General features: G+C 66.3%; 9 protein-coding genes and 2 pseudogenes. 3 read left to right on the top strand and 8 right to left on the bottom strand.

Annotated features, from left to right (window positions below):
* Positions 1-219 (top strand): annotated as a pseudogene (locus RHBS_RS28575) (hypothetical protein); the annotation flags it as partial.
* Positions 216-1,613 carry an alpha/beta-hydrolase family protein gene (locus tag RHBS_RS17105; protein ID WP_121870200.1) on the top strand — a complete coding sequence of 466 codons (1,398 nt, stop codon included), beginning with the start codon at positions 216-218 and terminating at the stop codon, positions 1,611-1,613. The pseudogene RHBS_RS28575 and the gene RHBS_RS17105, both read left to right, overlap by 4 nt.
* A 16-nt stretch (positions 1,614-1,629) precedes the next feature.
* On the opposite strand, the gene RHBS_RS17100 is transcribed toward RHBS_RS17105, so the two are convergent.
* The 3 genes from RHBS_RS17100 to gatC all read right to left on the bottom strand — a co-directional run bounded on the left by RHBS_RS17100 (position 1,630) and on the right by gatC (position 4,486).
* Positions 1,630-2,562, bottom strand: a complete 933-nt coding sequence (locus RHBS_RS17100; protein ID WP_128646096.1) for an esterase family protein — start codon at positions 2,560-2,562, stop codon at positions 1,630-1,632.
* 155 nt (positions 2,563-2,717) lie between these two features.
* A complete protein-coding gene (gene gatA / locus RHBS_RS17095; protein WP_121870201.1) occupies positions 2,718-4,190 on the bottom strand; it encodes an Asp-tRNA(Asn)/Glu-tRNA(Gln) amidotransferase subunit GatA in 1,473 nt (490 codons plus the stop codon).
* Positions 4,187-4,486 carry an Asp-tRNA(Asn)/Glu-tRNA(Gln) amidotransferase subunit GatC gene (gatC, locus tag RHBS_RS17090; RefSeq protein ID WP_068045762.1) on the bottom strand — a complete coding sequence of 100 codons (300 nt, stop codon included), beginning with the start codon at positions 4,484-4,486 and terminating at the stop codon, positions 4,187-4,189. The genes gatA and gatC overlap by 4 nt, the downstream gene beginning before the upstream one ends.
* 317 nt (positions 4,487-4,803) lie before the next feature.
* On the opposite strand from gatC, the gene RHBS_RS17085 reads away from it, so the two are divergent.
* Positions 4,804-5,454 carry an amino acid-binding protein gene (locus RHBS_RS17085; RefSeq protein WP_068045765.1) on the top strand — a complete coding sequence of 217 codons (651 nt, stop codon included), beginning with the start codon at positions 4,804-4,806 and terminating at the stop codon, positions 5,452-5,454.
* 15 nt (positions 5,455-5,469) lie between these two features.
* Here RHBS_RS17085 and ligA read toward each other — a convergent pair.
* The 5 genes and pseudogenes from ligA to mnmA form a co-directional block, all read right to left on the bottom strand.
* Positions 5,470-7,514 (bottom strand): annotated as a pseudogene (gene ligA / locus RHBS_RS17080) (NAD-dependent DNA ligase LigA).
* Between the two features lie 160 nt (positions 7,515-7,674).
* Positions 7,675-7,857, bottom strand: coding sequence for a hypothetical protein (locus RHBS_RS17075; protein ID WP_121870203.1), 183 nt, complete (start codon positions 7,855-7,857; stop codon positions 7,675-7,677).
* Positions 7,858-7,922: 65 nt separating this feature from the next.
* Entirely contained in the window at positions 7,923-9,110 is a 1,188-nt protein-coding gene (locus RHBS_RS17070) for a diguanylate cyclase (RefSeq protein ID WP_128646095.1), read from the bottom strand.
* A 133-nt stretch (positions 9,111-9,243) separates the two neighbouring features.
* Positions 9,244-10,263 carry a methionine synthase gene (locus RHBS_RS17065; protein WP_128646094.1) on the bottom strand — a complete coding sequence of 340 codons (1,020 nt, stop codon included), beginning with the start codon at positions 10,261-10,263 and terminating at the stop codon, positions 9,244-9,246.
* Positions 10,260-11,247: tRNA 2-thiouridine(34) synthase MnmA (gene mnmA / locus RHBS_RS17060; protein WP_128646093.1), on the bottom strand; the 988-nt coding region annotated here is incomplete at its 5' end. The genes mnmA and RHBS_RS17065, both read right to left, overlap by 4 nt.

Here is an 11,247-nt window from a genome sequence, read left to right as displayed (position 1 = left end):
ACGGGCCTCCGCCAGGTCTGCGACGCCGCCGCATCGGTGGCCGCCACGGCAGTCGACGTCAATTCCTGGCGACAGTCGTTCGGCGCTCCGGTGGCCGAGCCCGCGTTGCCCTTCGTGTCGGCCGGCGCGGGCATGGCGCTGATTGCGCTGTCGGCTCTTCTGACGCGCCGATACCTGCGCAGGCGAGTGTCGATACCCGAGATCGGCGCACGCGCATGAGCACCTCGATCACCGGAGCCTCCGCACGAATCGGTGCTGCACAATCCGACATCGGACCCCCGCCGACGGGGGTACGGCTACCGCGCGTCGGGACCTCCGTCGCTCTCACTGCTGCGGTGTTGGCGTCGTCGGCCCCTGCGCTGCTCCCCCGTCCAGCTGTCACCCAGGCTCTCTTGACCGGCGTATCGATGGCGATCGCCCTCGCCATCGGATGGTCGGCTCGGCGCGCACTCGGCACCCGGCGACCTGCTCGACTCCGAGCGCAGGCGTGGACAGCAGGCGTTGGAACACTGATCTCGACGAGTGCAGTTCTCTCGAATATTCAGTGGCAGAACCGGTTACGAGTTTCGATGGGTACCCCCTCAGTGGACTGGCACTATGCCGTCGACGTAGTCGGTGGAGCGACATGCGTTGCTGTCGTCCTGTGGGGAATCGGTCTTGCCATCCGGAGAATGTGCACTGCGATCGGCAGCTTTCGATCGGTCGTCCTGATCGGTGTCGTCGGCGTGCTGTCGTATTTCGTTGCCGTGCCCGCGCTCTGGTCGGCCATGTCCAGTTCTTTCGCGGCCTCGAACTCTGCGCTGGACGACGCGGTGACCGCACCCGTCGCTGCGGCGAGATCAGGAAGTCCGAACTCACTCGTGCCGTGGCGCACTCTCGGCCGAGAGGGCAGAAAATTCACCACCGGCGGCCTGGACCCCAGCACCGTGCGCACCTATGTGGGGCTCGACTCGGCGGCCACCCTCGATCAGCGGGTCGAGTTGGCCATAGCGGACATGGAACGCGCCGGCGCTTTCGATCGCAGTGTCGTGGTCGTGGCGATACCCACCGGATCGGGCTGGGTGGACGAAAATGCCGTCACCGGTGCCGAAAGCAGATTCGGCGGGGACGTCGCGACCGTGGCGGTGCAGTACTCGAACAAACCGAGCTGGGCGACGTTCGTGTTCGCCGAGGACGACGCACGACGGTCGGCAGATACAGTTGCCCGCGCGGTCGCAGCACGCGCGGCCACCGAGTCGACACCGCCGCAGATCGTCGTGTACGGCCAGAGTTTGGGTTCGGTGGCGGGAAGCGACGCGTATCTGTCTCTCCGGCATACGGATCCGCGCATCTGCGGTGCCGTATGGGCGGGTCCACCCGCCGGAGCCGTCGACACCGACGGCGCAACGGTACTCGCCAATTCCTCGGACCCCGTCGTTCGGTGGTCGGCCGACCTACTGTGGTCACCGCCGAACACCTCGACCACCCGACCCGACGCACCGTCGCCGATGTGGCTGCCCCTCGTCAGTTTCGTCCAGACGTCCATCGATCTCGCGGCAGCGCTCGATGTCGACCCCGGTCACGGCCATCGGTACGGCACCGACCAAGGTACGAGCATGCCGCGGTGTCGGTGATGACAAGGCCAGCCGTTCAGCCGAGTAGCCCCAGACGCCCGCCGAGCCAGTCCATTTCCTGCTCCAGCGCCGGAGCCCACACCTGCATCGAGTGTCCACCGGGCAGCTCGCTGTAGTGCGCGTCCACACCGGATGCCACTGCAGCCTCGAACGCGCGCTCGGTCTGCGGCCGGAATTCTTCGTCGTCGGCACCGACGACGAAGGCACCGGCCGAACCGGGAAAGCTGTTGTGCGAGAGTATGTTCAGTGGCGTGGCGCGCTCGAAACGCGCCTCGTTCGCCGGGGTGTCCGTGCCGTATGCCGCTGCAACGGATTCGCTTCTGGTGCCCCGGCGTTGCTCGTCCTCACCGGAGATGTCGAGAAAGGTGGGGTACACCGACGGTGCCGTCACCGCCAGCTGCAGCGCGCACGTTCCCCCGTAGGAATAGCCGCCCACCGCCCAGGCACTCGGATCCGAGGACACCCGAAAGTTCGATCGAATCCAGTGCGGCACATCGACGGACAGGTACGTCGCGGCGTTTCCGAGGTTCGAATCCATGCACATCGGATTTTCCTCGGTGTCACCCAGTCCGTCGGCCACCACGACGATCGGGGCAGCGCCGCCGTGACGTGCTGCGAAGGCGTCCATCGTCTGGGCCAGACGACCACCCTCGATCCAGTCGACGACGTGGCCGGGTTGGCCGGTGAGCAGCACCAGGACCGGTAGGTCGCTCGCTCCGGCGTCGTACGACGCCGGAAGGTAGACGGTCGCGGGCCGCGCGGCGAAATGCGACACCGTGCCGGGCACGTCCACATCCGTCAACCTGCCGGTGCCCTCGGTCTGGACGGCAGGCCGGTGGCCCAGCGCCACGGCCACCGTCGGGTATCGAGTGACGGTCAGATTGGTGAGCACCGTCGCCGCCACCAGAAGCGACACCACGAGACCGAGAGCGCTCAGCGGGCCGAACACCGTTCAAAATGCTCGGCCCCGCCGGACCCTCAGGACGACAGCGACGACCAGCACAGCCGTCACGACGGCGGTCGCAGTCAACGCGATCGTCGGCACTGCACCGGACAGCAGGGCTGATGAGCCAGATCGACAGCCCACCGATGCAGCACCTCGAACTACCTCAGGTCGCCGCGAGCGGCCTCGTATGCGGCACCGACGCGGTAGAGCCGCTCGTCCGCGAACGCCGGAGCCATGATCTGCAGACCCACGGGCAGTCCGTCCTCGGAGGCAAGACCCGACGGTACCGACATCGCGCAATGACCGGCGAGGTTCGTCGGCAGCGTGCACAGGTCGTTGAGGTACATCGCCATCGGATCGTCGACCTTGTCCCCCAGCGGGAATGCCGTCGTCGGGGTCGTCGGCGATACCAGCACGTCGACCTTCTCGTAAGCGGCATCGAAGTCACGGGCGATCAACGTGCGCACTTTCAGGGCAGAGCCGTAGTAGGCGTCGTAGTAGCCCGCGGAGAGGGCGTACGTCCCGATCATGATGCGACGCTTGACTTCCGGTCCGAACCCCTGCGCGCGTGTGGTGGCCATGACCTGCTCGGCGCTGTGCTTGCCGTCGTCACCCGCCCGCAGTCCGTACCGCATGCCGTCGAACCGAGCCAGGTTGGACGACACCTCCGACGGGAGAATCAGGTAATAGGCGGCCAACGCGTGCACGAAGTTGGGGCACGACACCTCGACCACTTCGGCACCGAGTTCGGTCAGTGTCGCCACCGCGGCATCGAAGGACGAGATCACACCGGGCTGGTACTTGTCCGAGTGCAATTCCTTGACGACACCGACGCGCACGCCCGACAGGTCACCGCGAGCACCCTCTCGTGCCGCTGCGACCACCGGTCGAACTGCCGTCTCGACCGACGTGGAGTCCCGCGCGTCGTAGCCGGCGATGACCTCGTGCAGCAACGCGGTATCGAGCACGGTCCGACCGCACGGGCCGCCTTGATCGAGCGAGGAAGCGCAGGCGATCAGTCCGTAGCGCGAGACGCTGCCGTAGGTCGGCTTGGTACCCACGGTGCCGGTCAACGCCGCCGGCTGACGGATCGATCCACCGGTGTCGGTACCGATGGCCAGCGGGGCCTGGTACGACGCGAGCGCTGCGGCACTGCCGCCGCCCGAGCCGCCGGGGATGCGGGTGGTGTCCCAGGGGTTCTTGGTCGGTCCGTAGGCCGAGTTCTCGGTGGACGAACCCATCGCGAACTCGTCCATGTTGGTCTTGCCCAGCACCGGAATGCCCGCGGCCCGCAGCTTGGTGGTCAACGTCGCGTCGTACGGCGACATCCACCCGTCGAGAATCTTCGATCCGGCCGTCGTCGGCATGTCGGTCGTGGTGAACACGTCCTTGAGGGCCAGCGGCACGCCGGCCAGAGCCGAGGCAGGTGCGCGTCCCGCGGACAATCCCGCATCGACATCGGTGGCCGCTGCGAGTGCCTCGGCTGCTGCCACATGCAGAAATGCGTGCAGGTCTACGTCCACCTCGGAGATCCGGTCGAGATGCGCCTGGGTCACCTCGACGGCGCTGACCTCACGCGCGTGGATGCGGGTGGCGAGCTCGGACGCGTCGAGCTTCGTCAGATCGGTCATTCGCTCTCTCCCAGAATCTGCGGCACCGCGAAACGGCCCTCCTCGGCGTTCGGTGCACCGGACAGCGATTGCTCCGGCGTCAGGCCGGGAACGATCACGTCGGGACGCGTCACATTCACGATGTCACTGGGGTTGGCCGTCGGCGGCACGTCGTCCGTCGCCACCTCCGCCACTGCCTTGACGTGATGAAGAATCGAGTCCAACTGGCCGGCGAACTCGTCGAGTTCGGCGTCGCTGAGAGCCAAGCGCGACAGCCGGGCGAGGTGAGCGACCTCGTCGCGGGAGATGTCTGGCACCGCGTAGACCCCTTTCAGACGGTAGGAGCGGAGCCTGCAGAAGCGGCCCCGTATTCGTGCAGAGCGAACCTCACGGGTTCGCGAACGCGGTCCAGCCTAGTGCGTAGTGTTACGCGGGCTTTCGCGCACTCCCAATGGACACAGCGGGTGTCGGAATTGTCACGGCCCGCGTTGCGCGACGTACCGGACAGGTCGAAGATGCAAGGATTGCTCGCGCCGGGGTGCACAGTGTTCCCTTCCAACTGCCAGCAACTGCCAGCAACGACCGATGACGCTGGTGTGGCCGAAGTACGCCAGAAGTCGAAAGGGAGCGTGACATGTCCTACCTGCTCCGCGTCCAACTGCCGGACCGACCGGGCAGCCTCGGATCGTTGGCCGTCGCGCTCGGTTCGGTCGGGGCGGACATCCTCTCCCTCGACGTCATCGAACGTGGCGACGGTTACGCAGTCGACGACCTGGTGGTCGACGTTGCTCCGGGTTCGCTTCCCGACACGCTGATCACCGCTGCCGAGAACCTCACCGATGTTCGGGTCGATTCCATCCGCCCGTACACCGGCGTCCTCGACACGCACCGCGAATTGGAACTGATCGATCGGGTCGCCGCGGCGTCCGACGATCGACTTCAGGTGCTCGTCGACGGAGCCCCCCGTGTCCTTCGAGTGGGGTGGAGCACCGTCGTCGCCACCAACGCGCACGGCCCGTTCCGTCTGGTGGGCAGCTCGGGGGCTCCCGAGACGCACGCCGCCGAGCTGCCGTGGTTCCCGCTGAACGCCCCTGCCGCTCTCGATTCCGACGCCGAGTGGGTGCCCCAGGTATGGCGCGACATGGACACCAAGATCGCCGCTGCTCCCCTCGGCACCACCGGCACCGTGCTGATGCTGGGCAGGCCCGGGGGCCCGGAGTTCAGGCCCTCGGAGGTTGCCCGACTCGGTTATCTCGCCGGCATCGTCGCGACGGTACTGAACTGACCCGTCCCGGCCCGATCATTCCGTCGATCCCGATTCTGCTTCGGTCGGAGCCACCGCATCGGGCCCCTCGGTCAGCAGCAGGGTGAATCCCGCTTCGTCGAGCACCGGCACGCCGAGCTCGATTGCCTTGTCGTGCTTGGACCCCGGAGCTTCGCCGACGACCACGAACGCCGTCTTCTTGGACACCGAACCTGCAGCCTTGCCGCCTCGCAGCAGGATCGCTTCTTTGGCCTCGTCGCGTGAGTACGACGTCAGCGACCCGGTGACCACGATCGACAGCCCCTCGAGATTGCGCTCGATCGAGGCATCACGCTCGTCTTCCATCCGCACGCCCGCGGCCCGCCACTTGTCGACGATGGCGCGGTGCCAGTCGACCTCGAACCACTCGGAGACTGCGGCCGCGATGGTGCCGCCCACCCCATCGACCGCCGAGAGTTCCTCGACCGACGCCGCTCGGATCCGCTCGAGGCTGCCGAACTCCCCTGCCACGCGCGGGCAGCCGACGGCCCCACGTGCCGAATCGACAGACTGACCAGCACCCGCCACAGCGGCTGGTTCCGTGCGGTGGCCAGGTTGTCGAGCAACTTTCGACCGGTGGCAGACAACGCCCCGGACTTGGTGCGAAAGATCGCCGTCTTCATCAGGTCGTCCTCGGTGAGCGAGAACAGATCACCTTCGTCCTCGATGGCCCCGGTGGCCAACAGGTCGGATGCGGCCTCGTAGCCGAGGCCCTCGATGTCGAATCGCTGCCTCTCTGCCACGAAGAACACCCGCTCGCGACGTTGTGCCGGGCAGAACTGCGAGTTGGGGCAGCGCAGGTCGGCGTCACCCTCCTTGGCCGGGGCGAGAGGCGTCGAGCACTCCGGGCACTCGGTGGGCATGACGAACTCGGTCTCGTCTCCGGTCCTGGCGTCGACGACGGGCCCGAGAACCTCCGGAATGACCTCTCCCGCTTTGCGAATGGTCACGGTGTCACCGATCAGAACGCCCTTGCGCTTGACCTCCGAGCCGTTGTGCAGCGTCGCCAGCGACACCGTGGAGCCGGCCACGAGAACCGGCGTCATGTACGCGAACGGCGTGACTCTGCCGGTCCGGCCCACGCTGACGCGGATGTCGAGCAGCGTCGTGGTTACTTCCTCGGGTGGGTACTTGTACGCGATGGCCCACCGCGGCGCGCGAGACGTCGTTCCCAGTCGACGATGCAGCGACATGTCGTCGATCTTGACGACCAGACCGTCGATCTCGTGTTCGACGTCGTGTCGGTGCTGGTCCCAGTAGACGACTTTCTCGATGACGGCGTCGACGCCCTGCACACGGGTCGTGTGGCTGGAAATGGGCAGACCCCAGGCGCGCAGCGCCTCGTAGGCGTGCCACTGCGACTCGGGGGTGAAACCCACCATGCGACCGAAGCCGTGGCAGATCATTCCCAGACGCCGCTTGGAGGTGACCGCCGGATTCTTCTGTCGCAGCGACCCCGCCGCCGAATTCCGCGGATTCGCGAACGGGGGCTTGCCCTCCGCCACGAGTGAGGCGTTGAGCGCCTGGAAGTCCTCCAACCGGAAGAAGACCTCGCCGCGCACTTCCAACAACTCCGGCACGGGGTACTGCTCGCTACCCGTCAGAGTGTCCGGGATGTCGTCGATCGTGCGTGCGTTGAGCGTCACGTCCTCACCGGTACGTCCGTCACCTCGGGTGGCACCGCGCACGAGGGTGCCGTTCTCGTACACCAGATTCAGTGCAACGCCGTCGATCTTGACCTCGCAGAGGTATTCCAGATCCGGCCCTGCTTCGGTCTCGACCCGTTTGGCCCAGGCCCGAAGCTCGTCGTGGTCGAACACGTTGTCCAGGCTCAACATTCGTTCCAGGTGGTCCACGGCGGTGAATTCCGTCGCGAAACCGCCCCCGACGAGTTGTGTCGGTGAATCCGCCGTGCGCAGATCCGGGTGCACCTCCTCCAGCTCGTTCAGCTCACGCAGCAGTGCATCGAACTCGGCGTCGGACACCAGCGGCGCGTCGCGCACGTAGTAGCGGAACTGATGAGCGCGCACTTCCTCGGCCAGCTTCTGCCATCGCTCGCGATCGGCGGACGACGCGGCATCGAGTTCGACACCGACGGTCCCTGCGGTCTCGTCGTTTCCTGCTGGCGGTTCGGTCGATTCGGGCACGTGTCGAAGATTATCCGAACCCACCGACACGGAAGCACCCGCTGCAGCGCAGCAACTACCGCCCCATCAGACCCAGCAACAGCGTGGCAGCGATGATCGCCACCGCACAGATACCGGCGGTCAACGCGAAGCCGGTCACGAAGGAGTCGGCGTAGATGCCGCCGAGCACGGAGGCCATCACCGACAACAGCACTCCGGCAGGTAGTCCACGTCGCTGGGCATCCGATAGCCGATACATCGCACGATCATCGCAGAGGTCGCACCCGAGCGCGCCGGCGCATCGAGCGACGTCGGTTCGAGGGCTCAGATCTCGTCGATGACCAAACGGTTTCCACCGGACTGCTTGGACCGGTACATCGCCGCGTCCGCCGTTCGAGCTGCTCTGCCGACCACGGACTTGCCCACGTCCCACAGAGCCGAGTCCTCGCGCAACAACGCCATTCCCACGCTGACGGTGACGGGGATGTCGTCGCGGTCGTCACAGAGCACGCGGACGACGTCGAAGCCGAGATCGACCATCCCCCGCGCATCACCGACCATGGCGACGAGAAACTCCTCGCCACCGGTTCGGGCGAGCACTCCGCCCTGATGCCGGACCAAGCGGCGTAGCCGGTCGGCGACCCGGACGATCACGTCGTCTCCGCGACTGTGCCCGAATCGATCGTTGACGGCCTTGAACTTGTCGATGTCGACAACCAGGAAGGCCATGGACATGCCCCCCTTGCTGGCCTGGTGCCACAGGTCGAGCAGTTCGCTGTCGATGCCGCGCCGGTTGTACACCCCGGTCAGAGGATCGAGAACCGACCGCTTGGCGTCGTTGGACAGCGTCGTCCACGCCACCTGGGCGAACACGGGTACTCCCACCGTGGCGAGAAGGAGAACCACGGTGGCCGTTGCGACCGAAGGCCCGTCGATGTATCCGACCTCGCCGTTCATCACTGCCACGAACACGCGAATGCCGAACCCGATGATGAACGTCGCGGTCCACACCAGGTGCGCGACGAGCAATCGAGGGCTGAGAAAGTACGTGCAGAACGCCCCGGTGACGGCGAAGAGCACGGTCCCGATCAACGAGGCAACGGGCGCGTAGAGAAGCAGAATCGACGTGGTCAAAATGTCACCGAAGGCGAGGAATCCCACGAAGAACTTCTTGCCGGGAATCGGGCCGAACACGCACCGTGCGGCGACCAGCACCTGAGTCACCAGTACGACGAAGACCCACCCGATTGCCAGGGAGCCGCGCGGACCGAGGTCGCTGAACAGCATCAGGATCGAGGTGACGGCGTACATCAAGGTGGCGGTACCGAACACGGCACGGATGATCCCGGTCAGCGGACGGGTCGATCTGTGATTGAGGATCCACTCGAAATCGTGCGGCGCTCGATACCAGTCGGAGGTGGCCGCGGCCAATCTCGCTACGAGACCTCGACGGTGCCTGCCGGAACGCCGGAGGGAGGCAACCTCGTCGAAGTCGCGACCACCTGATGCCATTTTCCGAACTCCCACGTATCCAACAGACCCCCAACGGCCATGTGAATAGTGTCACACCTGTTCGGCGTCCTAATGGTGGTGGTCTCGATCGGCCCGGAGTCCGCGGGGTTTCACTCCGACCGGCTGTGCGATCTCACAACGAATCGGGTGAATCTGCGAACGCGGATGCCACGTCGTGGGCGAGTCCTGTTGCGCGACGGGCCCACTCCGGTGTGCTGCCGGCCAATCCACATGCAGGCGTCACCGAGATCCGGGAGGCGAGAACCGATCTGTCGAAACCGAGTCGATCGATCAACGTGACACCCGGCTCGGCCAGTTCGCGCCAATGGGGTGGCCGCACGGGGGTTTCGGACGGAATCAACCCGAGCATCAGCGTCTTGCCGGATTGCAGCAACTCGCCGACTCCGTCGAAGTCGCTGCGGCGCAGCGCAGTCGCGTCGGCGGCGACCACAACGGCACGCGAACGGCGAAGTAGATCGAACGGAACGTCGCCGGCGCAACAATGCACCGCAACGGGAAGGTCGATCGTCTCGATCAGCGAATCCAGCAGGTCGAGAGCGTCCGGTTCCGGGACTGCCCGCACCGAATCGAGCCCGGTGATGCCCGTCAGGCTGCCGGCGAGAACGGCTGCGAGACTGGGTTCGTCGAGCTGAACGAGAACCTCGACTCCGAGCCGACGCGTCAACTCCGCGCAATGCAGGCGCAGTCCCTCACCGAGGGATTCGGCGAAATGCCGCAGCGCCCCGCGATCGGTCAGGGCCCGATGCCCGTGCCGAAGTTCGACCTGGGCTGCCATCGTGAACGGACCGGCGGCCTGGACCTTGATGGTGCGGCCGCTGCCGCGAAGCCCGGACACCTCCCACAGTTCCTCGAGCACGTCGAGGTCCTCGGCCAGGAAGTCGGTCGCCCGGCGGCCGGCGAGCATCGGACGCGGCACGACGCGATAGCCGGAGGTGCGCACGTCGAGTTCGACGTCGACCATGATGGCTCCGGTGCGTCCGATCATGTCCGCACCCAGGCCGCGCGCCGGAAGTTCGACGATGTGTGGAAGCTCGGTGAACTCCCCGACGACGACCGCCGCAGCCTCACGAATGTCGGTGCCCGGCCACGAACCGATGCCGGTCGCCAGTCCAGCGAAGACGCCCGGGGTCACTCGCGCTCGGATCGAGTGCCTGAGATCGTCGAGCTGCCGATCACGATGTCTCCGTGAATGTCCTTGCGGTACAGCACCGCAGCCTGCCCCTTGGCCACACCGGTCAGTGGAGCCCGCAGCTGGATCTCCATACCGTCACCTGCTGCCTCGGCGACGGCCTCGGTCAGTCCGCCGTGCGCGCGGACCTGCACGACGCACTCGATGGGGCCGGTAGGAGCGGTACCTTCGGTCCATACCGCGCGGTCTCCGCTGATCGCCCAGACGTCGAGTTTCTGCGCCGAGCCGACCATGACCGTGCCACTGTCGGGTTCGATCGACGTCACATAGCGGGGCCGGCCGTCCGCGGCCGGTCCTTCCACGCCGAGGCCCTTGCGTTGCCCGATGGTGAACCCGTGCACGCCTTCGTGATCGGCCAGTTCGGCTCCGGTCTCGGAGTCGACGACCTTGCCCGGGCGCACGCCGATCCGCGCGCCGAGGAATGCGCGAGTGTCGCCCGAGGGGATGAAGCAGATGTCGTGACTGTCCGGCTTGTCGGCAACAGCCAACCCACGCTCGGCGGCCTCCTCACGAATCTCGGACTTCGGGGTGTCCCCGATGGGGAACATCGCACGCGAGAGCTGCGCCTGGTTCAGCACGGCCAACACGTACGACTGGTCCTTGTCCGCGTCCACGGCACGTCGCAGCACTCCGTCGTGCAGTTGCGCGTAGTGCCCGGTCGCCACGGCATCGAAGCCCAGTGCGAGAGCGCGGTCCGCCAGAGCGGAGAACTTGATCTTCTCGTTGCAGCGCAGGCACGGATTCGGGGTCTCACCGGCGGCGTAGGACGCGACGAAATCGTCGATGACGTCCTCTTTGAAACGATCGGCGAAATCCCATACGTAGAACGGGATTCCGAGTACGTCGGCAGCTCGACGCGCGTCACCCGCGTCCTCCTTGGAGCAGCAACCGCGCGAACCGGTGCGCAGAGCGCCGGGGGGCGGTCGA

Source organism: Rhodococcus sp. BS-15 (assembly GCF_000813105.1).
In the GTDB taxonomy this organism is placed as follows: domain Bacteria; phylum Actinomycetota; class Actinomycetes; order Mycobacteriales; family Mycobacteriaceae; genus Rhodococcoides.
This window is presented reverse-complemented; position numbering and strand designations above follow the sequence as displayed.